Consider the following 24,682-nt stretch of genomic DNA (forward strand, 5'->3'; position numbering starts at 1 on the left):
AAAGAGGCCCCTCGCAGAGCCTGTCAGTCGTACGGCCGGTCGTCGGAAGGCTCTAGTCGGTCGATCACGTGCAAGAGCGCTTCCAGCAGCACCCAGAGCGGAACCGGCTCGTCGGGCCGCTCCAGCAGCTCGGGGTCCTTGATGATGCCGTAGGCACGGATTTTGCGGATGACCGCTTCCTTATGCCCTTCCATGATGATCACCCTTTCGCCTTCTGTCGCCTTCATGTCTTGCATCCTATGTCAACCTATGTCTAAAGGTTCGGAAAGAGATCGATTAAGGTCTAGAATTATTAATCCGATTAACCTTTCTTTCGACAAAGTCAGATGGTATAATCAGGAATTAGCAGAGGACAGACTTGTCCTCGTCGGACCTATCCATTCAGAAAGCAGGTGTTCGCGTTGATAACCGAGGATTTCGCCAGGCTGTGGATCAAGATCTCGAAGGAATGGAAGAACCATTTGGAGGAGCAGCTGCTTCCTCAGCTGACCGAAGGACAGCTGAACGTGCTGGAGCTGCTGCAGAAGCATCAGCCGATGAAGCCGTCGGAGCTGCTTCAGCATCTGCAGACGACGCCGGCGGCGATCACGACGCTGCTTGACCGGATGGAGAAGGGCGGCTTGATCGAGCGCAGCCGCGACTCCTCCGACCGGCGCATCGTCTGGGTGCAGATGACGAGCCACGGCGAGCACGAGGTGAAGCGGGGAGTGGAGATTCGCGAGGAGTTCCTCAAGGGGGCGCTCGACCGCATCTCGTCCCATAACCAGCAGCTGCTCGTCTACCTGCTCGGCAAGGTCGCCAACGCGGGCTAGCCGCTTCCATGCCGGGCGTGTCCCGGCGGCAGGTCAAGGGCGGACCGCCAAGGCCGTCCGCGCCGCATTTCCTTTCAGCCGCGCCGCACAAAGGGCCGAGCCGGCTTCCCCTCGCAGGGAAGCCGGCTCGGCCCTTGTTTGCTGATTCCGGCTGTTCGGCCCTCGGCTCTCTTGCGGCAAAGCCGCCTGCTTTTCCTGCCAGACGATCCGTCTCGGCCCGCCTTCAGTCGGAAGCGTGCTGGACGGCGGAGGCCGCCTGCTCCAGCTGCTGCTCCGTCCAAGCCGTCCAAGGGAAGGCGCGCGGCGGAAGCGAGCGGAACTCCATCCACTCCTTGGTCACCGGATGGGCGATGCCGGCGGCCGCCGACCAGAGCGCGATGTCGCCGTGTCCGCCGCGTGCTGGAGCGCCGCGGCCGGATGGGCCGTACTTGCGGTCGCCGGCCAGCGGGCAGCCGATCGCGGCGAACTGCGCGCGGATCTGATGGGGACGTCCGGTGTGGAGTCGCACCGCCGCCAGCGGCGCGCCGTCCGCTCCGGGCCAGGTCCGGTAGTCGAGGCGAGCTTCCTTGGCGTCGCCGGTCGGCTTGGCGTAAGCCGTCACGACGTTGCGGGCGGCGTCCTTTTGCAGGTAGTGGCGAAGGCTGCCCGAGTCCGTCTGCGGCTTGGCCGTGAGGACGGCGAGGTACGTCTTGCGGAACGCGCGCGTGCGGACGGCGTCGGACAGCCGGCTCGCCGCCTTGGACGTCTTGGCGAACAGCATGACGCCGCCGACGGGTCGGTCGAGCCGATGCACGAGGCCGAGAAACACGTTGCCCGGCTTGTCGTAGCGGCGCTTGAGATCGGCCTTGAGCAGCGTCAGCATGTCCGGATCGCCGCTCTCGTCCTCCTGCGAGGGCACGCCGGGCGGCTTGACGACGACGAGCAGATGGTTGTCCTCGTAGAGGATCGGGATGTCGGACGCGCTGCCGGGGCTGGCGCTCACCGGATCACGCCTCCCAGCGGCCGAGGATGCCGCATGGCAGCGTCAGGCCGGAGGCGGTGATCGGCAGGCCGATCTCGCCGCAGTGGATGGAGCCGCCGAAGCGCTTGCGGGCGGTCATCTCCAGCAGGTTGTGCAGCACCTGCGGCGACAGTCCCGTCGTATAGGAGTTGAGGAGCAGGAAAAGCGGCTTCTCGCTCAGGATGTCCATGCACGACTCGAGGAACGGGAAAAGGCTCGATTCGAGCTTCCACATCTCGCCGCCGGGGCCGCGTCCGTAGGACGGCGGATCCATGATGATCGCGTCGTACTTGCTGCCGCGGCGCTGCTCGCGCTGCACGAATTTGAACACGTCGTCGGTGATGTAGCGGATGGGGCGCTCGGCCAGCCCGGACAGCGCGGCGTTCTCCTTGGCCCACTGCACCATGCCCTTGGCGGCGTCCACATGGCACACCTCCGCACCGGCGGCGGCGCAGGCGACGGTCGCTCCGCCCGTATAGGCGAACAGGTTGAGGACGCGGATCGGCCTGCCTGCGGAGCGGATCTTGTCCATCATCCAGCTCCAGTTGACGGCCTGCTCCGGGAACAGTCCGGTATGCTTGAAGCTCGTCGGCTTGATATGGAAGCTCAGCTCGCCGTAGCGGATCGTCCAGCGCTCGGGAAGCGCCTTGCGGTAATCCCAGCTGCCGCCGCCGGCGCTGCTGCGATGGTAATGGCCGTCGGCGGACGTCCAGGCTTTGCGGTCTCCGCGGAACGGCCAGATGATCTGCGGGTCGGGACGGCGCAGCGTCACGTCGCCCCAGCGCTCGAGCTTGTCTCCGTCGCCGGTGTCGATCAGTTCGTAATCTTTCCATTGGTCAGCAGTATACATCGATGAATTCTCGGTCCCTTCTGTCATGCGATCGTCCATTCATTATATCGGGAGCGATGGATCGAAGCAATGAAGGAGAGAGCCGGAGGGCAAGGCGGGGTGAAGGAAAGCCGCCGATTCGCGCAGACGGGGAGGCGCCCGGCAAGAGGCAGGAGGAGGGCCGGATCGGGACGAGGGGAAAAACGGGGAAAGGCGCGGCCGGCCGCGCCTGCCGCCGGCAGGCGGAGCAGGCCGCTAGCCGGCGGATTCGGCCTTGCGAAGCAGCTTCAGCATCTGATCGATATAGAGCTTCCGCTTGTCGGGCTCCATCCGGTTCAGCGTCTGGATCAGATCCAGCGTATCCTTGTTCAACTGCTGGGACTCGCTTTGATTTTGGTCGCCGCCGATCATATAATCCAGGGAGACCTCAAAGAAGGCGGCCAGCTTCATCAACGTCTCGTAGACAGGCTGGCGGTTGTTGATCTCATAATGGCTGTACGCGGATCGGGTGATGCCGATATGGCGGGACACCTCCTCCTGGGACAGGTTCTTGCTGAGTCGCAGCTCGCGCAGACGGTCGCCCATGGTCATGGTCATGTCGGTGGCTCCTTACATCAGACTGAACCTTGGCGGTTCAAAGAAAGGCTTGACGAGCAGGCCTTATAATCAAACTTTATGATACAAATTGTATCATGTCAAGCAAAGCGCTTTGAAAATTGGCGCATGAAAGCACGAATTCATTAGACTTTGTTTGGCTTCTATCACAATATGAAGATGGAGGGATACGAAATGTCGCAACTGATGCGGTTATGGATCGACGGGACGTGGGAAGACGGGCATAAGCAGGCGCCGCTGCTCGCGCCATACGGGGGAGAGGAGCTGGCCCTCGTCGGCTATGCGTCGCCGGAGCAGGCCGCGCGCGCGGTCGAAGCGGCGGATCGGGCGTTCCGCGAGCATTGCGGCATGCCGGCGCATCGACGCAGCTCCATTCTGTATCAAGCGGCCGATCTGCTCGAGCGGCGGGCGGAGGAGGCGGCGCGGATCGTCGCGCTCGAGGCGGCCAAGCCGATCCGAGCGGCCCGCGCCGAAATCGCGCGCACGGTGCAGACGTATCTGTTTGCCGCGGAGGCGGCCCGCAGCCTGACCGGCGAGACCGTGCCGATGGACGCCGCTCCGCGCGGCGAAGGCCGGACCGCCTCTGTGCGGCGGGAGCCGGTAGGCGTCGTCAGCGCGATCACGCCGTTCAACTTCCCGTTCAACCTCGTCGCCCATAAGGTCGGGCCGGCGCTGGCCGCCGGCAACGCGGTCGTGCTCAAGCCGGCGGAGCAGACGCCGATCTCCGCGCTGTTCCTGGCCGAGCTGTTCGAGGAAGCCGGCCTTCCGTCCGGGCTGCTGAACATCGTGCCCGGAGACGGGCGCGAGCTCGGGCCGACGCTCGCCTCGCATCCGCTCGTCTCGTTCGTCTCCTTTACGGGCAGCCCTGAGGTCGGCCGCCAAATCCGCCAGCTGGCCGGGCTGCGCCGCACGACGCTGGAGCTGGGCAGCAACTCGCCGCTGCTGATCGATCGCGGCTTCACGGAGGAGGAGCTAGGCCGGATCGCCGACGAGACGGCGGCCGGAGCGTTTGCCTATAATGGACAAGTCTGCATCTCGGTGCAGCGCGTCTTCGTGCATGAGGAGCTGGCGGATCGGTTCGCCGCCATGCTCGCCGAGCGCGCGAAGGCGCTGGTCGCCGGCGATCCGCTGGCCGAGGAGACCGACATCACGCCGCTCATCAGCGCCAAGGCGGCGGAGCGGCTGAAGGGCTGGCTGGACGCGGCGCTGGCGCGCGGAGCGGAGCTGCTGTGCGGCGGCAGCTTCGAGGGGAGCCTGATGCGGCCGGCGGTGCTGCGCGGAGTGCCGGAGGACGCCGAGCTCAGCTGCGAGGAGGCGTTCGGCCCGGTCGCCGCGATCGCGCCGTTCCGCCGATGGGAGGAGGCGGTCGCCGCGGCCAACCGATCCCGCTACGGGCTGCAGGCCGGCGTGTTCACCAAGGACGTGGAGCATGCGCTCCATGCGGCAGCCGAGCTGCAGGCCGGCGGCGTGATGATCAACGACGTGCCGACGTTCCGGCTCGACCATATGCCGTATGGAGGCCGCAAGGACAGCGGCAGCGGCCGGGAAGGCGTCCGCTACGCCGCCGAGGAGATGACCGAGGCCAAGCTCGTCAGCTTCCGCAGCGGCTTGTACCGCTCCTGATCCGGCATCCGGCTGGGCGCTCGGCGCCTGGTTCGGCTGGAGGACGGACTTTTGCCCGCGATGTTCGGCCGCAAAGAGGCCGGCTTCGCTCAAGGTTGTGAACGAAATCGTCACAATTTCGGAAAGGTTGTCGCGAAACGTTGAATAAGCGCTTTATTTTCTTTATAATAGAGGCACAATCGAAGCCGAACCTGTTCAATGATTCGTTGTTGTCAGGCCGCCGGTACTCTGCCGGCGGCTTTTTCACGGGCATGACGGAGGTTCGGCAGCGCTTGGTTATCATCCGTACCAACCTTTTTCACTTAACGGAGGTAGTTGGCAAATGACCGACGAATCAAACACGAAAAGGCAATGGAAAGACTTTTTCGGACCTAACCTGGGCTACATCCAGGAACAGTACGAACAGTTCAGCAGCGACCCGGAATCGGTCGACGCTTCCTTCCGCGAGCTTTTCGCCGAACTGGGAGCGCCTCCTGCCGAACTCGGCGCCCAGCCTTCCCGCACGGCCCCGGCCGCGGGCGGACAGGTCGCCGTCGACGCGACGCTGCTCAAGAAGCTCGTCGCCGCCGAAAAGCTGGTGGGCAACATCCGCACCTACGGCCATCTGGCCGCCAATACCGATCCTCTCGGCTTGCGCGCATCCTCGGATACACGCTTGCTCGAGCCATCCACTTTTGAGCTGAACGAATCGGATCTGAGCCGATTCCCGGCCTCCCTCCTCTGGGATCATGCGCCGGCCGGCGTCTCCAACGGCTGGGAAGCGATCCAGAAGCTGCGCAATTCGTATACCCAATCCATCGGCTTCGAGTTCAGCCACGTCCACGACGAAACCGAACGGGACTGGCTCAGCGCGAAGGCTGAATCGGGCATTGCCAACGCCTCCCTGAACGTTGAAGAACGCAAGTCCCTGCTCAATCTGCTGCTTCATGTCGAACAATTCGAGTCTTACCTTCACCGCACGTTCGTCGGCCAGAAACGGTTCTCCGTAGAAGGTGTCGACATGCTTATTCCGGTTATCGACGAGATCGTCCGCCAAGCGGTTCAGGACGGGGCGAGTCATATCCTGATGGGCATGGCGCATCGCGGCCGGTTGAATGTGCTTGCGCATGTCTTGGGCAAGCCGTACGAGAAGATCTTCTCCGAGTTCCATCATGCGCCGAACAAGGAGCTCGTGCCGTCGGAAGGCTCCGTCGGCATCAACTCCGGCTGGGCGGGCGACGTGAAGTACCACCTCGGCGCGGACCGCTCCGTCGCCGGAGCGCGCATCCTGCTCGCCAACAACCCGAGTCACCTGGAGTACGTCAACTCCGTCGTCGAGGGCTTCTCGCGCGCCGCGCAGGAGGACCGCACGCAGCCGGGCTTCCCGCGCCGCGATCCGAGCAAGTCGCTCGCTATCCAGGTGCACGGCGACGCGGCGTTCCCGGGCGAGGGCATCGTCGCCGAGACGCTCAACTTCACCGGCCTCGACGGCTTCACGAACGGCGGCTCGATCCATATCATCGCCAACAACCGCATCGGCTTCACGACCGACAGCAAGGATTCCCGCTCGACGCATTATGCGAGCGACCTCGCCAAGGGCTACGAGATTCCGATCGTGCATGTCAACGCCGACGATCCGGAGGCTTGCATCGCCGCCGTCCGCCTCGCCTGCGAGTACCGCGACAAGTTCAAGAAGGATTTCCTGATCGACCTCGTCGGCTACCGCCGCTACGGCCATAACGAGATGGACGATCCGGAGGGCACGCAGCCGCTCGTCTACGAAAAGGTCCGCGCCCACAAGACGGTCGCGACGCTGTATGCCGAGCGCCTGAAGGCCGAGGGCGCCTTGAGCGCCGCCGACATCGACCGGATGATCCAGGACACGCAAGCCGAGCTGCAAAAGGCTTACGACGTCATGAAGGAGCAGGCGGCCAGCGGCAAGCGCCGGAACGAAGGCTCGATTCCGGACGCCCCGGAGACGACCGAGACGGCGGTGCCGCTCGAGCGCCTCAAGGAAATCAACGCCGCGCTGCTGCAGGTTCCGGATGGCTTCACCGTCTATCCGAAGCTGCAGCGCATCCTGCAGCGCCGCGGCTCGATGCTCGACGAGGGCGAGAAGGTCGACTGGGCGCTCGCCGAGACGCTCGCCCTGGCGACGATCCTCGCCGACGGCAAGCCGATCCGCATGAGCGGCCAGGACGCCGAGCGCGCGACGTTCTCGCATCGCCATATCGTGCTGAACGACCACAAGACCGGCGAGAAATTTTCGCCGATGCATCATTTCCCGCAAGCCAAGGCGAGCTTCGCGGTGTACAACAGCCCGCTGACCGAAGGCGCGGTGCTCGGCTTCGAGTACGGCTACAACGTCTTCTCGCCGGAGACGTTCACGATCTGGGAAGCGCAGTACGGCGACTTCGCCAATGCGGCGCAGGTCATCTTCGACCAGTTCATCTCCGCGGGACGGACGAAGTGGAAGCAGCGCTCCAGCCTCGCGATGCTGCTGCCGCACGGCTACGAAGGCCAAGGACCGGAGCACTCCAGCGCCCGTCTGGAGCGGTTCCTGCAGCTGTCCGCCGAGAACAACTGGACCGTCGCCAACCTGAGCACGGCCGCCCAATACTTCCACCTGCTGCGCCGCCAGGCTGCCTGGACGGAGCATGAGGGCGCGCGTCCGCTCGTGCTCATGTCGCCGAAAAGCCTCATCCGCAACCCGCGCGTCCTGTCGCCGGGCTCGGAGCTGGCGAGCGGCTCGTTCAAGCTCGTGCTGGAGCAGCAAGGCCTCGGCAAGAAGGCGTCCGCCGTGCGCCGCCTGATCCTTTGCACCGGCAAGGTCGCCGTCGACCTCGAGGAAGCGCTGGATTCCGCCAAGGACCAGGACATGAGCTGGCTGCACATCGTGCGCGTCGAGCAGCTGTATCCGTTCCCGGCCAAGGAGATCGCCGAAATCATCTCCCGCTACAGCAAGCTGGAGGAGATCGTCTGGGTTCAGGAAGAGCCGAAGAACATGGGCGCTTGGACGTTCATGGAGCCTCGCATCCGCGAGTTGGCCGGAGGCAAGGCCGTCCATTACATCGGCCGTCCGGACCGCTCGAGCCCGGCTAGCGGCCATCAGGAAGTGCACGCCGCCGAGCAGCAGTCCATCCTTTCGCTCTCGCTGCAGCAAAAAGCTCTGAACACGATTTTACTTGGGAGGTAGAAGCAAGTGGCTGACATCAAAGTTCCCGATCTGGGCGAATCCATCTCGGAAGCGACAATCACCAAATGGCTCAAGAAGGAAGGGGAAGCCGTAAGCCAAGGCGACCTGCTGCTGGAGCTTGAAACCGATAAAGTCAACCTGGAGATCAGCGCGGAATCCGCAGGCGTGCTCTCGAGCATCCTGAAGGGCGAGGGCGATACCGTGCTCGTCGGCGAGTCGATCGGCGTCATCGGAGAGGGCGGCGCAGCCGCCGCTCCGGCGCAGCCGGTCCAGACGGCAGCTCCGGTCGCTCCGGCGGCGGCTCCAGCGGCTCCGGCCGCTGCGCCGGCGGCAGCTCCCGCTCCTGCGAGCGCATCCTCCGAGGGAGAGCCGATCGCTTCCCCGTCGGCTCGCAAGCTGGCCCGCGAGCGCGGCATCGATCTCAACCAGGTGAAGGGAACCGACCCGAACGGCCGCATCTACAGCCAGGACGTGGCGAGCCACGGCTCCGCTCCGGCTCCTGCGGCCAAGGCTCCGGCCGCCGCTCCGGCTCCGGCCGCGAAGCCGGCGTTCACGGAGCAGCCGGGCAAGCCGGTCGAGCGCACCAAAATGTCGCGCCGCCGCCAGACGATCGCCAAGCGCCTCGTCGAAGCCCAGCAGACGGCCGCGATGCTGACGACGTTCAACGAGGTCGACATGACGGCGATCCTCGACGTGCGCAAGCGCCGCAAGGATGCGTTCAAGGAGAAGAACGACATCGGCCTCGGCTTCATGAGCTTCTTCACCAAGGCCGTCGTCGGCGCGCTCAAGAAATTCCCGCTCCTCAACGCGGAAATCGACGGCGACGATCTGATCGTCAAGAAATACTATGACATCGGCATCGCCGTCGCCGCTCCGGACGGCCTCGTCGTGCCGGTCGTGCGCGACGCCGACCGCCTCGGCTTCGCCGGCATCGAGAAGTCGATCTCCGAGCTGGCCGGCAAAGCCCGCAAAAACTCGCTGGCGCTGTCGGACCTGCAAGGCGGCACGTTCACGATCACGAACGGCGGCGTCTTCGGCTCGCTGCTCTCGACGCCGATCCTCAACGCACCGCAAGTCGGCATCCTCGGCATGCATAAGATCCAGATCCGTCCGGTCGCGACCAGCGACACGGAGATGGAGAACCGCCCGATGATGTACATCGCGCTCTCCTACGACCACCGCATCGTCGACGGAGCCGAAGCGGTCCGCTTCCTCGTCACGGTCAAAGAGCTGCTGGAGGATCCGGAATCCCTTCTGCTCGAAGGCTGATCCGCGCAAGAGCATTCAACGCGCGGCGGACGCATGGCCGCCGCATCGCTTCACGCAAGACAAGCCCTGGATGGCTTCATCCAGGGCTTGTTTTTTTGCGCGGTGGAGGACGGGACCCTACATGCTGCGGTTGCAGTACAGCAGCAGCGCGACGTAGCCGCAGCCGATGAGCACGAGCAGATACGACAGCTCCGGCAGGTTGATGACGCCGACGAAAAACACGATGACGCAAGCGATCAAATTATAGAGGGAGACGGTTCGGAACAGCTTGTCGCGGTTGCGGATCCTGCCGGGCGCGAAGGCGGCCAGCAGCCATGGCGTGCGCTTGACGCCGGTGAAAAAGGCGATGAGATACATGAACAAGGACAGCACGATCAAGTAGAGGTTCATGATGGTCTCCCCTTGAAGGTTCGGATAGGCCGCGCTCGGCTCGCGAGAGCGTAGTTCTTATTATACGTGCGCGGCTGGGGATGTGGGAGAGCTTTTTTGGCAGGAAAAGGAGAATACTCGGCGCCGCGCCCGCATAGTCCTAGTACGGGGAAACCGATTCCGCACCGCTCATGGGAGAGGAAGCCGGCCGACAGAAGCCTACGCTTCAGGAGGCGGTTTTCATGAGTACGGATACGCTGATCGCATTGCTCGCCCTCGTCGTTTCCATGATCCATCTGGCGGGGCGCGGCGGCAAGTCGTAGCGGCTGAGGTCCCGGACACCGGCAGGCGGATTCCGCCTGCCGGTCGTCGGCATGCGCGGTCGGGCGGAGCTACCTTGTCCACGTCCGGTTATGGTACAATAGGACCATCGACTGGAATGTAAAGGGAGGGAGACGGGATCATGGCGCATACCCATGCCGGCGGCACGGCCAAGGAGATCGTCGACGCGATGGCCCGCGGAGGCTGGCGCATCACCGAGCAGCGGCGGCGTCTGGCGGAAATTTTCGCCGGCTGCGAAGGCTATCTGTCCCCGAAGGACGTCTACGAGGCGATGACGGTCCACTATCCGGGCGTCAGCTTCGATACCGTATATCGCAATCTGCGCCTCATGAGCGAGATGGGCGTGCTGGAGCAGTTCTACTCGATGGACGCGGGGCTCAAGTTCAAGGCGGCCTGCAATCATCATCACCACCATCATCTGATCTGCACGAATTGCGAGAAGACGCTCACGTTCGACTACTGCCCGATGGAGCAGGAGATGAGGCTGCCGGGCAACTTCAAGATCATGAACCATCGCTTCGAGGTATACGGCCTTTGCGAGGGCTGCCAGAGCGAAGTAGGCCGCTAGGCGTTGACAGCCCGCTTCGCGGCTGGTACTATACTTAAAGTGTAATCATTACAACTTTCTTCGCTGACCTCGTTCGTGCGGACAGGCAGCGATTTCTTTTGTCTCGAGATGTAAATATTACGATGATAGACGGAGACGCCCGAAAGATAGAAAGGAAGACGAAAGCGATGATCTTAGCTTCGTTGAAAGAAGTGGAGTTCGGCTACAACGATGCGCCCAGCCTCCATAATGCGACGATCGAGGTGAGGAGCCGGGAGTTCGCGGCCGTCACGGGGCCGAACGGAGCCTCGAAGACGACGCTGCTGAAGCTGATGCTCGGGCTGCTCAAGCCGTGGAAGGGCAAGACGTTCCTCGCCGGCAAGCGCGAGGACGGCCGGCCGCTCAAGGTCAGCTACGTGCCGCAGCAGATCGCCGCGTTCAATGGCGGCTTTCCGAGCAACGTGCAGGAGTTCGTCCTGTCCGGCTGCCTAAGCAGCGGCTCCTGGCTGAGGCGGGTGACCAAGGAAGACCGCGAGCTGGCCGAGAAGTCGCTGCGCCAGGTCGGCATGTGGCAGCTGCGGGAGCGGCGCATCGGCGAGCTCTCCGGCGGTCAGAAGCAGCGCATCTGCATCGCGCGCGCGCTCGCCCAGCGGCCGGATCTGCTCGTCATGGACGAGCCGACGACGGGCATGGACGAGGCGAGCCGCAAAGGCTTTTACGAGCTGATGCGCCATATGGTCGACGCGCACGGCATGTCGATCGTCATGGTCACCCACGGCCTGGAGGAATGCCGCCCCTACCTGGATCGGATCATCGAGCTCGAGCGAAAGGGGGAGGGAGGATGGAAATGCTGCACTACGACTTTATGCAGCGGGCATTTTTCGCCGGCGCGCTGATCGCCGTCGTCGCCTCCGTGCTCGGCGTGTATCTGATGCTGCGCCGTCAGGCGCTCATGGCCGACATGCTCTCCCACGTCTCGCTGGCAGGCGTCGCGGCGGGCGCTTTCCTCGGCCTCAGCCCGACGCTTTCCGGGTTCCTGACCGCGACGATCGGAGCGGTAGCGGTGGAGTACGTGCGCCGCTTCTACAAGACGTACAGCGAGATGTCGATCGCGATCATCATGGTCGGCGGCCTCTCGACGGCAGTCGTGCTCATGAGTTTGAACAAGACGATGAGCAAAAGCTTCACCTCGTACCTGTTCGGGTCGGTCGTCGCCGTCGACCGCTCCCAGCTGCTGCTCATGCTGATCGTCACCGCGGCCGCGGCGCTGTTCTTCTTTTTCCTGCGCCGTCCGCTGTATCAGATGACGTTCGACGAGGAGACGGCCAAAGTAAGCGGCTTGCCGACGGGGCTGATCTCGATGCTGTTCAGCGTCATCACCGGCATGATCGTCGCGGCCGCGATGCCGATTGTCGGCGTGCTGCTCGTCTCGTCGCTCATCATCCTGCCGGCGGCGCTGGCGATCCGGCTGACGTCGCGCTTCAGCGCCGCGCTGCTGCTCGCCGTGGCGATCGGCCTGGCCGGCGTCATGAGCGGGCTGACCGCTTCGTACGAGCTGAGCACGCCGCCCGGCGGCACGATCGCGCTGGTGCTCCTCGCCTTCCTGGCTATCGGCGTCGCATCGCAGAAGGTCGTCCGGCTCGTCCGGGCGAAGTCCAAGCATGCTGCCGCCACGGACACGGAGATGCACTCCTACGGTCCGATTCCGAGGCTGGGCGAGGATTCCCATACATCTTGAGGCTTAGAGAGAAGGAGTGAAGGTCAACATGGCAAGTCAAAGGAAATGGATCTCCGGCCTGCTGCTGTCCGGCGGACTGGCGCTGGCGCTGAGCGGCTGCGGCAGCAGCGGCTCGGGCGGAGCGGCGAACGAGGCGGCCGGAAACGGCGGAGCCGCGCCGGAAGCTGGCGCCAAGCTGAAGGTGGCCGCCACGATCTACCCGATGGCGGAGTTCGCCCGCCAGGTCGGCGGCGCTCATGTCGACGTCGTGCCGCTCGTGCCGACCGGCGTGGAGCCGCATGACTGGGAGCCGAGCGCCAAGGACATGGCCGCGATCAGCGACGCCGACGTCTTTGTCTACAACGGCATCGTCGAAAGCTGGGCCGAGCAGGCGATCGGCAGCGCGGCCAATCCGAACCGCGTCGTCGTCGAGGCGAGCCACGGCCTGGCCGAGCTGGAAGGAATCGACGACGGCCATCATCACGGCGAGGAGGAACATGCCGACGAGCACGCGGATGAGCACGCCGACGAGCATGCGGACGAGCATGCCAAGGATCCCCATGTCTGGCTCGATCCGGTGCTGGCCCAGCAGGAAGTGCGCGCCATCCAAAAAGGACTGGAGCAGGCCGATCCGGAGCATAAAGAGGACTATGCGAAAAACGCCGATGCGTACATCGCGAAGCTGGAGGAGCTGAACCAGCAATTCGTTTCCGAGCTGAAAGGCTCGAAGCGCAAGGACTTCGTCACCTCGCATGCCGCTTTCGCTTACTTGGCGGAGCGCTACGGGCTGAAGCAGGTGCCGATCAGCGGCTTGTCGCCGGAGCAGGAGCCGTCGCCGGAGCAGATGGCCCAGGTCATCGAATTCGTGCGCGAGCATCAGGTGAAGACGATCTTCTTCGAGACGCTTGTCGACTCCAAGCTGGCCGATACGATCGCAGCCGAGACAAAAGCCGGTACCGACGTGCTCAACCCGCTCGAAGGACTGACCAAGGAGCAGGCGGACGCAGGCGAGGACTACATCAGCATCATGAAGAGCAACCTGAAGGCGCTGGTCGGCGCTCTGAACGGCTGATCCGGGGCAGCATGCCCCGCAGCGCCGGATCGAGCTGTTTTCCCGTCATCAAATCGTAAATATAACGATAGGATAGGCGGATTGATCCATGAACCGAGCTGGCTGAGGCCGGCTTGTTCCTTGCCCAAAGATCGTAAAAATTACATTATAGGAGGATTCCCATGACTCAATCCCTGCTTCCCGTCACCGTCCTGAGCGGTTATCTCGGCTCCGGCAAGACGACGCTGCTCAACCATGTGCTCCACAACCGTGATGGCCTCAAGGTCGCCGTCATCGTCAACGATCTGAGCGAGGTGAACATCGACGCCGGGCTCGTCAAGGAAGGCGGCGGCCTGTCGCGCCTCGACGAGAAGCTCGTCGAGATGTCGAACGGCTGTATCTGCTGCACGCTCCGCGAGGACCTGCTCGTCGAGGTGGAGCGGCTGGCCAAGGAAGGCCGCTTCGACTACATCCTGATCGAATCGACCGGCGTCGGCGAGCCGGTGCCCGTCGCGCAGACGTTCTCCTATGTGGACGAGGAGCTCGGCATCGACCTGACCCGCTACTGCCGGCTCGATACGATGGTGACGGTCGTCGATGCCAACCGGTTCTGGATCGACTACAGCTCCGGCGAGTCGCTGCTCGAGCGCAGCCAGGCGGTCGGCGAGGACGACACCCGCGACGTCTCCGACCTGCTGCTCGATCAAGTGGAGTTCTGCGACGTGCTCGTGCTGAACAAATGCGATCTCGTGCCGGAGGAGGAGCTGCAACGCCTCGAGGGCGTGCTGCGCCGGCTGCAGCCGCGCGCCCGCTTCATCCGCGCCGAGCATGGCCGGGTAGAGCCTTCCGCCATCCTGAATACGGGCTTGTTCGATTATGGCGAGGCAGCGGCTTCTGCCGGCTGGATGAAGGAGCTGGCGAAGCCGGCGCATACGCCGGAGACGGACGAATACGGCATCTCGAGCTTCGTCTACGACCGCCGTATCCCATTCCATCCGGAGCGGCTGCGGCGCTGGCTGGGGGACTGGCCGGAGCAGGTCGTCCGCGCCAAAGGCTACGTCTGGCTGGCTTCGCGGATGCAGACGGCTCAAAGCTTGAGCCAGGCCGGGCCGTCGATCAGCTTCGGACCGGCGGGATATTGGGCGGCGGCGCTGCCTCGAGAGGAGCAGGAGCAGCTGAAGCGGGAAGACGCCGAGCTCGCGGCGGGCTGGCATCCCGTCTACGGCGATCGGGTGAACCGGATCGTCTTCATCGGCATCGGCCTGGACCCGGAGACGGTCACCGCTTCGCTCGACCGCTGCCTGCTGACGGAGGCGGAGCTCGCGTCCGACTGGTCGCTGTTCGCGGATCTGCTTCCCGGAGGGAGCATTCCGGCCTGAGCGGCCCCGGATATTCGACCAAGGAGGTGACGATGGATGAGAGTGACGATCACGCTGGCGTGCACGGAGACGGGAGACCGCAACTATACGACGACCAAGAACAAGCGGACGAATCCCGAACGGCTGGAGCTGAAAAAATACAGCCCGCGGCTGAAACGGGTGACGCTTCACCGCGAGACGCGCTGACGATTCGGGCTGCCGCTGCCGCTAGGCAAGCGCAGCCGGGAAGCGGACGGCGCTGCAGCCGGGAACGACGGCTTCGGCTCATGGCCGGCTGCCGTACAGGGACGCCCAGCGCTCGCGAAGCGGTCCCTCGTCAAGGGCCGAGCCGATGAGCACGAGGTACGGCTGGCCGGGATAAGAGGCAGGCTCCCACTCCGCGCGCCCTCCGGCATGCTGGAGCAGCAGCGTCTCGCCGCCGAGGCGCAGATAGCCTTTGGCCCGCACGAGGCCGTCGCCGAGCTCGCGCAGGAACCGCTCGACCTCGGCCCGCTCCGGCTGGGTGCCGGCCGGAGCGGGCAGCGTCAGCGAGCGCAGGGAGCCGCCGCTGTAGCGGTCCGCGAGCGGCTGCGCCGTCGGCAGCGTCTTCAGCGTGCGGGATGCGGCCGCCGCCGTTCCGGCCATGGAAGGGCCCGTCCCGGCCGAAGCGCCGGGGACGGCTCCGGCCGGGGCGGCATCTCCCCGTGACGCCGCCGCTCCGGCAGCGCTTCGGCGCGGGTGAATCCCATGCAGCAAGGAAGCGGCATCGATGCGGCAGCGCTCCGTCTCCAGGACGGCGGCTGCCGCATTTTGCTTTTTGACGGCCCGCCGTGCCTTGAGACGCTGTGCCTCCGGCGCCGTATCGGCTTTGTTGAGCAGCACGAGATCCGCGCTTGCCACCTGGCTGCGCAGCGTGCGCACGAGCTCGCGATCGGCGCTGAAGCGGCTGTTGTACTCGGCGAACGTGCCGGCGTCGACGACCGTGACGACCGCAGCCAGCTCCAGACCGGCCGCATGCGCCGTCCCGCCGTCCTGCAGCAGCTCCCGCAGCTCCGCCGGATCGGCTACCCCGGTCAGCTCGACGAACAGGACATCCGGCACCGTACGGGCAAGCGAGACGAGGCTCGACTCCAGCTCGCTGCGCTTCGTGCAGCACAGGCAGCCGTCCAGCAGCTTGCGCACGGGCAGGCGCAGCTTTTCGGAGACGAGGCTGCCGTCGACGTCGATCTGGCCCAGCTCGTTCATGAGCAGGGCGGCGTTCAGCTCCCGGCGCGCGCATTCCTCCAGCAGCCTCAGCAGCAGCGTCGTCTTGCCGCTTCCGAGAAATCCGGACAGCAAATATACGGGAACGCTCATCGTCGGCACTCTCCTTTCCTTCCTAAAGAAGGATATGGACAGCCGCTTCCAAGTAGTACCGCAAGCCGCATCGCCGAGCGGTCCGCGCGAGTCAGGAATCTGCTGGAAGAACCGCCTTTGGCCTTGTGCCAAAGGCTATTTTGCGTAAGATTAGAGGAGCTTGCGAAAAATATCTTTATTACGCTTGGGAGTTATCGTTAAATATTGGGTATAGATGATGTGACGAATCGACGCAATCCGCCGTCGGTTTCGAGAAGAGGAGGGAAGCCGGACATGCTCGACGAGGCACGGCGCACCAAGCATCCGGCTCGAATCGCCGCCGCCGCCGCGCTTGCGGCCGCCATCGTCATCCTGACGGCGCTGTTCGTCAAGCCGTATCTCGGCATGGCGGACAATGGCGACTTCTTTCGGGAGATCCACAACCCGGGCCTGTACGATCTGAACGAGACGTACGAGGACCGGCATTTCGACTATTACAACCGCATCTACGGCGTCCGCGAATATCCGTACGACTCCAACACCGCCTTCATCTCCTCGCTGTCGCTGTTCATCCGCGGGGCGATCGGAGCGGACCTGCTGCTGACCGGCGACAACCGCTTCGATATGCGGGCGATCGCCGCGCTGTATGCGGCGCTGTTCCTGGCGGCGATCTACTTGATCGTGAGGCAGGCGGCCGAGCGCTTGACCGCGGCGGGGGCAGCCGCGGCGGCGCTGATCGCCGTGTTCGTTCTCGCCGACACGGGCTATACGGCCTATTTCAGCTCCTTTTACGGGGAGCCGGCTTCCTACGTGCTGCTGCTGCTGACGATGGCGCTGCTCATGCGGCTGCCCGAGCTCGACCGCCGCTCGGCGGGCTGGCTCGCCGCCTGGGTCGCCGCCGCCGGGCTGTTCGCCGCCGCCAAGCAGCAGAACGCTCCGGCCGGCATCCTGCTGGCGCTGCTCGGGCTGCGCGCGGCGTTTCTGTACCAAAGCAGGCGGCTGCGGCGGCTGGCGATCGGCGGCGCGGCGGCGGTCGCGGCGGTCAGCGTCCTCACCTACGGCCTGATGTCCGACGACATCAAGCATATCAACCAGTACCACGCCGTGACGCGCGGCATCCTCCAGAACACGGAGCATCCGGAGCGCGATCTGCAGGAGATCGGGCTCGATCCGAAGTTCGCGGTGCTGGCGGGCACGACGTATTACGACAAGTACCAGCTGGAGCCGGTGGAATCCGAGCTCATGCAGGAGGAGTTCTACTCCAAGTTCGGCTACTTGGCGCTGCTTCGCTATTATGCGCTGCATGCGGACCGGGCGATCGACAAGCTGAACGAGGCCGCGAGCCACGCTTACCAGATCCGCCCGACGGCGATGGGCAACTACGAAAAAAGCGCCGGCCGGGAGCCGGGAGCGAAGTCGTCGTTCTTCTCCGGGTGGAGCAGCCTCAAGCAGCAGCTGTTCCCGGGCACGTTCCGCTTCATCGTCCTGTTCTACGCCGTCTTCTACGGCGGGCTTGCCTATCTCTACGTCGCGGCCTGGAGGGGCCGCCGCAGAGCGGACCAGTTCCGTCTCGAGGCGCTCGCGCTGCCGGGCCTGATCGGCCTGTCGCAGCTCGGGGTGTCGTTCCTCGGCGCGGGCGATGCCGACCTGGCCAAGCATCTGTTCCTCTACAACGTCTGCTTCGACCTCATGTTCGGCCTGATGGCCGGCTGGGTCGCGCACAAGATCATGCAAAGGCTGCGCCTGCGCGGGAAGGCTGGGAAAACGAAATGGAAGTCAAAAAGCTCGATATCTGGGTCATCGTCCTTGCCGTCCTGAGCTACGGGATCGTCAACTGGTTCGTCCTGCTTCCAAAGGACAGCTACCTGCAAAACACGCTGCTGCTGAGCGCGCTGTTCGCCGTCGCGGTGCTGTCCTACCTGAGCGGCCTCATGATCGCGCTCACCGCCTCGGCCGTCTGCATTTTCTTTTACGGCAGCTATGTGATGTACGGCAGCGTCATGCAAGGCAAGGGCATCGAGTCGCAGGTGTATTACTGGCTCGTGCTGCTGCCGCTCGTCGCCGTCCTCACGGCGGTCATCGGCGGCCTGATCCGCTCCATCCAGCAGGAAAACCTGCGCATGCGGGAGCGCTACTCGGACTTCGTCACGATCGACGAGATCACCGGGCTCGAGAACGCGCGCGTCTTCTACGCCGTGCTCGGCCAGTTCATGAGCCTCTCCCGCCGCTACGAGCTTCCGCTCAGCGTCATGCTCGTGCGGCTCGACTACTATGACGACATCCGCGGCATCGTCGGGGGCGAGGCGATGAAGGACGTCGTCGCCTGGATCGGCAAGCGGCTCGGCGAGAGCACGCGCACCGAGGACTCCAGCTACATCCTCGAGGACGGGCGCACGTTCGCGCTGCTGCTGCTCGGCGACCGGGAAGGGGCGCAGGTCGTCAAATCGCGCATCAAGGAAAGCATCTATTCGTACGATCTGCAAAAAGCGGCCAAGGCGGTCACGGTGCGGCTCGAGCTTCGCGTCGGCCTCGCCGCCTACGATCCTTCCGAGCCTTCGGATCCGCTTTCCCTGCGCCGCGCGGCCGAAAAGGACATGGAGTACGATGTGTAGCGCGCGGCATGCCGGCGGCGCGGCGAGGCATGCGGCCGGCCGGAGGCTCGTCTGCTGCTTCCTGTTCGTTCTCCTGCTGCTGCCGGCCGCCGCGCCGTCTCCCGCATCCGCCGCTACGCCGGCTTTCCGCGCGGATTCTTCTCCGGCGCTGCGCCAGGCGGCGCAGCCGGAGGGCGGCAAGGCGCTCGTCGTCTACGGGCGCGAGTGGAACAGCCGGGACGGGCGCGAGCGGCTGATCGAGCTGTACCGGATGCTGCGCGGGCCCTATGCCGCCGTAGGCTTCGTCCGCGGCGGAGACGCGCGGCCGGAGCAGCTGCAGGAGGCGGATCTGGTCGTTGTTGCCGGGGGCGCGGAGGAGCCGTTCCGAAGCGGGCTGCCGCTGCCGTCCGGCGCCGCCGGAGGCGATACGGTGCTGCTGGATACGACGGACGGCTTGGCCGCGGCGGCGCGTCAGCTCGCCGGCTGGCTCGACGCCTCCGGCGTGTCGGCGCCGACGTACGCGCTTCTGAGCGGCATCAGCCCGTTTCTCGATCGCGAGGAGCTGGAGCGCAAGGCCGCCTGGCTGCACGAGCGCGGCATTCCGTACTGGATGGAGCTGCGTCCGCTGTTCACGGGCGGCGATTCGCCTTCCTTGGACGGCTATTACGAGACGCTGCGCCGGATGCAGGAGCTCGGCGGCGTCGCGCTGCTCGGTCCGCTCGCCGGCTGGACGCCGCCGGACGAGTGGGACTCGTATTTGTCGGGCCACGAAGTGACCGGCGCGACCGATACCGACGATGCCGCGGTGCTCAGCGCGCGCTCGATGTACGCCTATGTGAGCCGCGGCGTCTATCCGGCCGGACTCGCCGGTCCGCCGGATCTGCTGTTCGATCCGGAATGGAGCGGGCTCGCCGCTTCCGCCGACCTGTTCGTCGAGGGAGCCGGCTGGCAAGGCTTCTCGCGCGATCTCGACGCCGCGCAGGCGTGGATGGGCCGCTACGCGGCTCTGGCGCCGGCGGCCGGCGCCGAGGGCGAAGCGCCGCTTCCGGAGAGCTCCGCCCGCGTCTTCGCGTTCGAGGCCGGACTGCCGCTGGCCGCGTTCCAGGCCGCCGTGGAGGCGGAGCTGGGGCGGGGGACCGCATTCGCCGATCCCGCCTCCGTGGACAGCCGGATCGTCTGGGAGGAGCAGTCGCTCGTCCGCCGGGACGGGCAGACGCTGCTGAACGGCAGTCCCGCGTCCTGGACCGCTCCCGAAGTCCCCGAGCCGACAGCCGCGCCGCCGGCGGATGGGGGGCTGACGACGGTGAACCGCGGCGTCCAGAACGTCCTGTCCGTGCTGTTCGTCGTCTCGGTCCTCGTCGTGGGGGCGTTTACGGCGGCGTTTGTCGTCGGCCGCCAGATCAATCGCAGAAAGCATCTGAGGTGAGCCATGGAGCAGCTGGGCTGGATCGATTACCTCTTTCTGTATTGCATGGTCTGCATCTGGATCATGCTTCTCATCAATATCGTGCTCACGGCAGGCGGATACCGCTACTACCTGAAAACGCTGCAGATGCGCGTGGACGAGCCGCTGGACGACTATCCGACCGTTTCGGTGCTCATCCCGGCCCATAACGAGGAAAAGGTGATCGGCCAGTCGGTCGGCGCGCTCATGGAGCTCGACTACCCGAAGGACAAGCTGGAGATCATCGTCATCAACGACAATTCCAGCGACGGCACAGGAGCGATCCTCGCGGAGCTGCAGCGCAGCCGTCCCGACGTGAATCTGCGCATCCTGACGACCGGTCCGGAGACGGGCGGCAAAGGAAAGTCCGGCGCGCTCAACAACGGCTACGCCGTCAGCACCGGCGAGGTGCTGGCCGTCTACGACGCCGACAATACGCCGGAGCGCTCGGCGCTTCGCATCCTCATCCACACGCTTTGGCGGAACGACCGGCTCGGAGCGGTCATCGGCAAGTTCCGCACGCGCAACGGCAGCAAAAACTGGCTGACCCGCTTCATCAACATCGAGACGCTCGGCTTCCAGTGGATGGTGCAGGCGGGACGCTGGGAGCTGTTCGGCCTGTGCACGATACCCGGCACCAACTTCGTCGTCCGCCGCAGCATCATCGAGCAGATGGGCGGCTGGGATACGAAGGCGATCGCCGAGGATACGGAAATCAGCTTCCGCATCTACCGCCTCGGCTACCGGATCCAGTACATGCCGCTCTCCGTCACCTGGGAGCAGGAGCCGGAGACGGTGCCGGTCTGGATGAAGCAGCGCAGCCGCTGGGTGAAGGGCAACATCTACGTCCTGCTCAAGAACATTCCGCTGCTGTTCTCTCCGGAGTCGAAGCGGATCCGCTTCGACCTGATCTATTTCTGCTCGGTCTATTTCCTGTTCCTCAGCTCGGCGCTGCTGTCCGACGCGATCTTCGTGCTCGGCATCCTCGGCCTGATCGAGTACAACATCGTCGGCAACACGCTGCTGCTCTGGCTGATGGCGTTCCTCGTGTTCGTGCTGGAGATGGCGCTTGCCCTCAGCATGGAAAAGGGGCAGAGCCGCCCGCGCAACATCGCGCTCGTCGCGATCATGTACTTCACGTATTGCCAGCTGTGGCTCGTCGTCGCCCTGCAGGGAGTCTACCAATTCATCCGCGATGCCATCCTGCGGCGGGAAGCCCGATGGTACAAGACGGAACGGTTCTAAGGAGAATGTCCATGAAAAAAACGATCGTGGCCGCAGCTGTCCTGCTTTCGATCCTGACCTCGCCGCTCGCGGCCGCCGTAGACGCGGCAGCGCCGTCTCCCGCGCCGTCCGCGTCGGCGCAGCCGGCGGACCCGTCCGTATCGGTCGCGCCAGCCGCATCGGCGGCGCCGGAGAGCTCTCCGGCGCCCGGGAGGAGCCTGTCGCCGGCCGTCATGCAGGCGCCGGACGGCTCGAGCCGGATCCGTCTTCCATACGGCAAGGATGTAAAGCTCCAAGGCTATTACTCCGCTCAATCGACGTATTTCACCCTCGGCAAGCATTGGGAGCTGCGCTCGGGCATGCTCCATCTCGAGCTGCGCTCGAGCCGTCTGGCCGCGGATTCCGCGCTGACGGTCGAGGTGAACGGCAAGCCGTCGCGATCGTTGCGCCTGGCCGAGATCGGCGAGGGCGGCCGCAGCCTCGATCTTGCCATCTCCGGAGCCGATCTGGCCGCGGGCGTCAACGAGATCCGGCTGTCGCTTGGCCATGCGGACGACCGGTTCGAGATCTGCGCCGACGACCGCTCCGACGAGAATTGGCTGCTTGTCGGCGAAGGCTCTTACCTGCAGGCGGACTACGAGGAGCAGGCGGCGACGGGCGAGCTGCGCCAGTTCCCGTATCCGTTCGTGCCGGACGCGGGCGAGCGCCGCGGCGAAGGCACGTCGATCGTGCTGCCGGACGGAGCGTCGCCCGCCGCCGTCGCCGCCGGCCTGCAGACGGCGGCCGCGCTCGGCCTGACCGTCGAGGAAGGGCTGCCGGGACTGCATATGGGCGTCTATGCCGAGGTTGCCGCCGGCAAGCATCGGAGCGACCATCTGCTCTATGTCGGCCCTGCCTCCTCGATGCCGGAGGCGCTCAAGGCGGCGGCTCCGGCCGACGCGCTCGGCCGGCTGGCCGAGGGCACGCTGCTGTTCCGCGCGGAATCGCCGCTGCAGCCGGGACGGCTGCTCATGGGCATCGTATCCGGGGCGGACGAGAGCGGTCTCGACACGGCCGCCCGGCTGCTGCAAAATCCCGATCTCGTCGCCCAGCTGGACGGCAGCGCCGTGCTGCTGCCGCGCGGAACGAATGTGAACCGGCCGGCCGCCGATGCCTCCCGCGATCGCTGGACGTTCGAGGAGCTCGGCTATCCGCAAGGGCTTCAGGCGCAAGGACCGTTCCGCCAGCAGGCCGACTTCGACGTGAAGCTGCCGTCCAACAAGCTCGTGCTGCCGGGAGCGAAAGCCCGCTTCGAGCTCAAATACGCGAAAAACCTGAATTTCGACCAGTCGCTCGCAACGCTTTACGTCAACGGCATCCCGGCCGGCAGCAAGAAGCTGGACGCCGAGTCGGCCGACGGCGACGTCTGGGAGGTGCCGATTCCGAGCGGCGCGGCCCAGTCGGGCTATCTGGCGATGAGCGTGGCGTTCGACCTGCAGATGACCGGCTACGACTGCATCCGTCCCGGCGAGCAGACGCCGTGGGCGTACATCGCGCCGGAGTCGACGGTCAGCCTGCCGGCCGAGGACGAGCGCGCGCTGCTGCTGGAGCATTATCCGTGGCCGTTCATCAAGAACGGCCGCTGGAATGCCGCCGCCTTTGTCCTCCCGGGCGGCGGCTGGACCGACCTGAGCCGCGAGGCCCGCATCGCCGCCCGGCTCGGATCCTACCTGACCGACAACAGCGGCTCGCTGCAGGCGCGTGCCGATGCTCCGTGGCAGTCGGACAGCCTCAAGGGGCTGCAGCTGATTGCCGTCGGCACGCCGCAGCAAAGCGAGCTCATCCGCTCGGCGGCCCAGCGGATATGGTTCCCGTACGACAGCGGCCTCGCCCGCTTCGTCGGCAACGAGAAGCGCCGGCTGCTGCCAGACTTCGCGGCGCGGCTCGCCTCGATCCAGCTGCTCCCCGCCGCGGAGGGCGGCGGCTCGCTGCTCGCCGTGACGGCGCCCGAGGAGGAGAGCCTGCAGCAGGCGGAGAACTATTTGTCGATGCGTTCCTACGGCAGCGAACTCGTCGGCAACGCGACGCTGGTCGACCGCTGGGAGAAGGCGCTGAACCATTATTTCGCCGATGAAGGCAGTCCGGGCGTAGCGGAGCGGGTCAGCCTGAGCTCGGGAGAAGCGAGGCTGTTCGCGATCCTGTTCGGCACGATCCTGCTGCTGCTGCTGCTCGGCATCATCCTGATCTGGCGCAAATACCGCAAAAACCGAAGCTGATCGAGGAGGGATGAGGATGGCGCGCAGGAGCTTCAGCCGCGGCGTCCTCGCGCTCGGCGCGGCGGGGACGCTGCTCATCGGCGCGGCGGCCTGGTGGCTTGCCGCCGGCAACGATGACGGTATGAGGCCGCTGCTCGAGGGCGGCATCCGCTCCGGCAACCTGTCGACGGACTACGTCATCGAGACGGCGCTGGACGATGCGAGGCGGCTCGAGCTGAACGCCGTCAACGTGCCGGTCGCGGTGAACGTCGCCGATTCGCGGGCGAGCCGCTTCGAGCTGGACGAGGCAAGCCTGGACAAGGCGCGCCGGATCATCCCGATGCTGCATGCGCGAGGCATCCGCGTGCTGCTGGAGCCGTATCCGTGGATCGCGGACGGCAGCGTCGCCGAGACGGCATGGAATCCGTCGGAGCCCGAAGCCTTTTTCCGCCACTGGCAGGAGGACGTGCTGCAGCCGCTCGTGCGCGAGCTGGCCGCTCCGTTGCAGGTCGAGGCGGTCGTGGCGGCGTCCAATCTCGTCCATCTGGAAAGCCGCAGCGGCGACTGGATCCGGCTGCTGAAGGAGCTGAAGGCGCAGTACGGCGGGCTCGTCACCTACAAGACGAACTGGTGGTACACGGCGGATTGGGACGAGGCCAGCCTCGCGGCATTCCGCGCCAAGCGGGACAACCCGCTGTGGGCGGAGGTCGACTTCATCTCGGTGGCGGCATACTTCGAGCTGACCGACAAGCTGTCGCCATCGACGGCCGAGCTCAAGGCGGCTTTGAGGCATGCGGAGCGCCACGGGCGCGGCCAGGACGTGCCCGCCGAGCTGGAGGAGCTGGCGCAGCGATGGGGCAAGCCGTACTTCTTCGGCGAGCTCGGCTTTCCCGCACGGGAGGGCGCGGCGAGCGAGCCGTGGAATTCCGCGCCGTCCGATGCGCCGGACGCCAAGCTGCAGGCCCGGCTGTTCGAGGCGTACCGGGACGCGTTCCGCGGGCGCGAGTCGTTTCTCGGCTACTCGGTGTTCGCCATCGGCGAGGCCAGTCCGGACAAGCGCTACTACCCTTCGGAAGAAAGCGCCGCCGTCATCCGCTCCTGGTGAGCGGGGCGGCGGTTTTTTCGCGTCTGGCCGCCTCTAGCCAGG

At 65.3% G+C, this 24,682-nt stretch carries 22 protein-coding genes; 16 read left to right on the top strand and 6 right to left on the bottom strand.

The genetic code is table 11. From position 1 onward, the window contains the following. Nucleotides 1-23 precede the first annotated feature (23 nt). Complete coding sequence (locus NYE40_RS11350) at nt 24-227, bottom strand: hypothetical protein (RefSeq protein WP_043111584.1); 204 nt, start codon at nt 225-227, stop codon at nt 24-26. A 174-nt stretch (nt 228-401) separates the two neighbouring features. On the opposite strand from NYE40_RS11350, the gene NYE40_RS11355 reads away from it, so the two are divergent. After that, on the top strand, nt 402-812 hold the full coding sequence (locus tag NYE40_RS11355) for a MarR family transcriptional regulator (RefSeq protein WP_028599678.1): 411 nt from the start codon (nt 402-404) through the stop codon (nt 810-812). 223 nt (nt 813-1,035) lie between these two features. Here NYE40_RS11355 and NYE40_RS11360 read toward each other — a convergent pair whose 3' ends face one another. The 3 genes from NYE40_RS11360 to NYE40_RS11370 all read right to left on the bottom strand — a co-directional run bounded on the left by NYE40_RS11360 (nt 1,036) and on the right by NYE40_RS11370 (nt 3,238). Continuing rightward, the gene (locus NYE40_RS11360; RefSeq protein WP_028599677.1) at nt 1,036-1,794 is read right to left on the bottom strand and encodes an RluA family pseudouridine synthase; all 759 of its coding nucleotides are present in this window, start codon (nt 1,792-1,794) and stop codon (nt 1,036-1,038) included. A 4-nt stretch (nt 1,795-1,798) separates the two neighbouring features. Then, entirely contained in the window at nt 1,799-2,662 is an 864-nt protein-coding gene (locus tag NYE40_RS11365; protein ID WP_028599676.1) for a class I SAM-dependent methyltransferase, read from the bottom strand. A gap of 234 nt (nt 2,663-2,896) precedes the next feature. After that, nucleotides 2,897-3,238 (bottom strand): helix-turn-helix transcriptional regulator, encoded by a 342-nt coding sequence (locus NYE40_RS11370; RefSeq protein ID WP_028599675.1) that lies wholly within the window; start codon nt 3,236-3,238, stop codon nt 2,897-2,899. A 204-nt stretch (nt 3,239-3,442) separates the two neighbouring features. Here NYE40_RS11370 and NYE40_RS11375 point away from each other — a divergent pair, with 204 nt between their 5' ends. From NYE40_RS11375 to odhB, 3 genes are all read left to right on the top strand, one after another. Next, on the top strand, nt 3,443-4,879 hold the full coding sequence (locus NYE40_RS11375) for an aldehyde dehydrogenase family protein (RefSeq protein ID WP_101809467.1): 1,437 nt from the start codon (nt 3,443-3,445) through the stop codon (nt 4,877-4,879). A 322-nt stretch (nt 4,880-5,201) separates the two neighbouring features. Next, nucleotides 5,202-8,054, top strand: a complete 2,853-nt coding sequence (locus NYE40_RS11380; protein WP_028599672.1) for a 2-oxoglutarate dehydrogenase E1 component — start codon at nt 5,202-5,204, stop codon at nt 8,052-8,054. A 6-nt stretch (nt 8,055-8,060) separates the two neighbouring features. Next, nucleotides 8,061-9,323: a 2-oxoglutarate dehydrogenase complex dihydrolipoyllysine-residue succinyltransferase gene (gene odhB / locus NYE40_RS11385; RefSeq protein ID WP_028599671.1), complete on the top strand. Its 1,263-nt coding sequence runs from the start codon at nt 8,061-8,063 to the stop codon at nt 9,321-9,323. A 117-nt stretch (nt 9,324-9,440) separates the two neighbouring features. Here the strand turns inward: odhB and NYE40_RS11390 are convergent, their stop codons facing one another. Next, nucleotides 9,441-9,713: a hypothetical protein gene (locus NYE40_RS11390; RefSeq protein WP_028599670.1), complete on the bottom strand. Its 273-nt coding sequence runs from the start codon at nt 9,711-9,713 to the stop codon at nt 9,441-9,443. A gap of 442 nt (nt 9,714-10,155) precedes the next feature. On the opposite strand from NYE40_RS11390, the gene NYE40_RS11395 reads away from it, so the two are divergent. From NYE40_RS11395 to rpmG, 6 genes are all read left to right on the top strand, one after another. After that, entirely contained in the window at nt 10,156-10,602 is a 447-nt protein-coding gene (locus NYE40_RS11395) for a Fur family transcriptional regulator (protein WP_028599669.1), read from the top strand. A gap of 167 nt (nt 10,603-10,769) precedes the next feature. Beyond that, nucleotides 10,770-11,477, top strand: coding sequence for a metal ABC transporter ATP-binding protein (locus tag NYE40_RS11400; RefSeq protein ID WP_028599668.1), 708 nt, complete (start codon nt 10,770-10,772; stop codon nt 11,475-11,477). Next, the gene (locus tag NYE40_RS11405) at nt 11,423-12,319 is read left to right on the top strand and encodes a metal ABC transporter permease (protein ID WP_028599667.1); all 897 of its coding nucleotides are present in this window, start codon (nt 11,423-11,425) and stop codon (nt 12,317-12,319) included. Before NYE40_RS11400 ends, NYE40_RS11405 begins: the two co-directional genes overlap by 55 nt. 28 nt (nt 12,320-12,347) lie before the next feature. Next, complete coding sequence (locus NYE40_RS11410) at nt 12,348-13,370, top strand: metal ABC transporter substrate-binding protein (RefSeq protein WP_028599666.1); 1,023 nt, start codon at nt 12,348-12,350, stop codon at nt 13,368-13,370. Between the two features lie 161 nt (nt 13,371-13,531). Beyond that, a complete protein-coding gene (locus NYE40_RS11415; protein WP_028599665.1) occupies nt 13,532-14,728 on the top strand; it encodes a GTP-binding protein in 1,197 nt (398 codons plus the stop codon). A 36-nt stretch (nt 14,729-14,764) separates the two neighbouring features. Continuing rightward, the gene (rpmG, locus tag NYE40_RS11420) at nt 14,765-14,914 is read left to right on the top strand and encodes a 50S ribosomal protein L33 (RefSeq protein ID WP_028599664.1); all 150 of its coding nucleotides are present in this window, start codon (nt 14,765-14,767) and stop codon (nt 14,912-14,914) included. A 78-nt stretch (nt 14,915-14,992) separates the two neighbouring features. Here rpmG and NYE40_RS11425 read toward each other — a convergent pair whose 3' ends face one another. Further along, nucleotides 14,993-16,063 (bottom strand): CobW family GTP-binding protein, encoded by a 1,071-nt coding sequence (locus tag NYE40_RS11425; protein WP_028599663.1) that lies wholly within the window; start codon nt 16,061-16,063, stop codon nt 14,993-14,995. A gap of 273 nt (nt 16,064-16,336) precedes the next feature. Between NYE40_RS11425 and NYE40_RS11430 the strand changes: the two genes are divergently transcribed. Genes NYE40_RS11430 through NYE40_RS11455 form a run of 6 tightly spaced genes read left to right on the top strand, consistent with a single transcriptional unit; the run spans nt 16,337 to nt 24,640 of the window. Next, nucleotides 16,337-17,860, top strand: a complete 1,524-nt coding sequence (locus tag NYE40_RS11430; RefSeq protein WP_028599662.1) for a hypothetical protein — start codon at nt 16,337-16,339, stop codon at nt 17,858-17,860. Continuing rightward, nucleotides 17,812-18,654 (top strand): diguanylate cyclase, encoded by an 843-nt coding sequence (locus NYE40_RS11435; protein WP_028599661.1) that lies wholly within the window; start codon nt 17,812-17,814, stop codon nt 18,652-18,654. Before NYE40_RS11430 ends, NYE40_RS11435 begins: the two co-directional genes overlap by 49 nt. Beyond that, a complete protein-coding gene (locus tag NYE40_RS11440) occupies nt 18,647-20,059 on the top strand; it encodes a hypothetical protein (RefSeq protein WP_028599660.1) in 1,413 nt (470 codons plus the stop codon). Before NYE40_RS11435 ends, NYE40_RS11440 begins: the two co-directional genes overlap by 8 nt. A gap of 12 nt (nt 20,060-20,071) precedes the next feature. Then, nucleotides 20,072-21,322: a glycosyltransferase gene (locus tag NYE40_RS11445; RefSeq protein WP_339280049.1), complete on the top strand. Its 1,251-nt coding sequence runs from the start codon at nt 20,072-20,074 to the stop codon at nt 21,320-21,322. Between the two features lie 11 nt (nt 21,323-21,333). Continuing rightward, nucleotides 21,334-23,556: a cellulose biosynthesis cyclic di-GMP-binding regulatory protein BcsB gene (locus tag NYE40_RS11450; RefSeq protein ID WP_028599658.1), complete on the top strand. Its 2,223-nt coding sequence runs from the start codon at nt 21,334-21,336 to the stop codon at nt 23,554-23,556. Nucleotides 23,557-23,572: 16 nt separating this feature from the next. Next, the gene (locus tag NYE40_RS11455) at nt 23,573-24,640 is read left to right on the top strand and encodes a hydrolase (RefSeq protein WP_101809092.1); all 1,068 of its coding nucleotides are present in this window, start codon (nt 23,573-23,575) and stop codon (nt 24,638-24,640) included. The last annotated feature ends 42 nt before the right edge of the window (nt 24,641-24,682 follow it).

Source organism: Paenibacillus sp. FSL W8-1187 (genome assembly GCF_037965485.1).
Lineage (GTDB): Bacteria > Bacillota > Bacilli > Paenibacillales > Paenibacillaceae > Paenibacillus_O > Paenibacillus_O pasadenensis.

Bases quoted from the DNA above. Each gene is read 5' to 3' on its own strand.
- NYE40_RS11350 (WP_043111584.1), bottom strand. From the start codon at position 227: ATGAAGGCGACAGAAGGCGAAAGGGTGATCATCATGGAAGGGCATAAG.
- NYE40_RS11365 (WP_028599676.1), bottom strand. From the start codon at position 2,662: ATGTATACTGCTGACCAATGGAAAGATTACGAACTGATCGACACCGGC.
- NYE40_RS11370 (WP_028599675.1), bottom strand. From the start codon at position 3,238: ATGACCATGACCATGGGCGACCGTCTGCGCGAGCTGCGACTCAGCAAG.
- NYE40_RS11375 (WP_101809467.1), top strand. From the start codon at position 3,443: ATGCGGTTATGGATCGACGGGACGTGGGAAGACGGGCATAAGCAGGCG.
- NYE40_RS11380 (WP_028599672.1), top strand. From the start codon at position 5,202: ATGACCGACGAATCAAACACGAAAAGGCAATGGAAAGACTTTTTCGGA.
- NYE40_RS11390 (WP_028599670.1), bottom strand. From the start codon at position 9,713: ATGAACCTCTACTTGATCGTGCTGTCCTTGTTCATGTATCTCATCGCC.
- NYE40_RS11395 (WP_028599669.1), top strand. From the start codon at position 10,156: ATGGCGCATACCCATGCCGGCGGCACGGCCAAGGAGATCGTCGACGCG.
- NYE40_RS11400 (WP_028599668.1), top strand. From the start codon at position 10,770: ATGATCTTAGCTTCGTTGAAAGAAGTGGAGTTCGGCTACAACGATGCG.
- NYE40_RS11405 (WP_028599667.1), top strand. From the start codon at position 11,423: ATGGAAATGCTGCACTACGACTTTATGCAGCGGGCATTTTTCGCCGGC.
- NYE40_RS11410 (WP_028599666.1), top strand. From the start codon at position 12,348: ATGGCAAGTCAAAGGAAATGGATCTCCGGCCTGCTGCTGTCCGGCGGA.
- NYE40_RS11415 (WP_028599665.1), top strand. From the start codon at position 13,532: ATGACTCAATCCCTGCTTCCCGTCACCGTCCTGAGCGGTTATCTCGGC.
- rpmG (WP_028599664.1), top strand. From the start codon at position 14,765: ATGAGAGTGACGATCACGCTGGCGTGCACGGAGACGGGAGACCGCAAC.
- NYE40_RS11425 (WP_028599663.1), bottom strand. From the start codon at position 16,063: ATGAGCGTTCCCGTATATTTGCTGTCCGGATTTCTCGGAAGCGGCAAG.
- NYE40_RS11430 (WP_028599662.1), top strand. From the start codon at position 16,337: ATGCTCGACGAGGCACGGCGCACCAAGCATCCGGCTCGAATCGCCGCC.
- NYE40_RS11435 (WP_028599661.1), top strand. From the start codon at position 17,812: ATGGAAGTCAAAAAGCTCGATATCTGGGTCATCGTCCTTGCCGTCCTG.
- NYE40_RS11440 (WP_028599660.1), top strand. From the start codon at position 18,647: ATGTGTAGCGCGCGGCATGCCGGCGGCGCGGCGAGGCATGCGGCCGGC.
- NYE40_RS11450 (WP_028599658.1), top strand. From the start codon at position 21,334: ATGAAAAAAACGATCGTGGCCGCAGCTGTCCTGCTTTCGATCCTGACC.
- NYE40_RS11455 (WP_101809092.1), top strand. From the start codon at position 23,573: ATGGCGCGCAGGAGCTTCAGCCGCGGCGTCCTCGCGCTCGGCGCGGCG.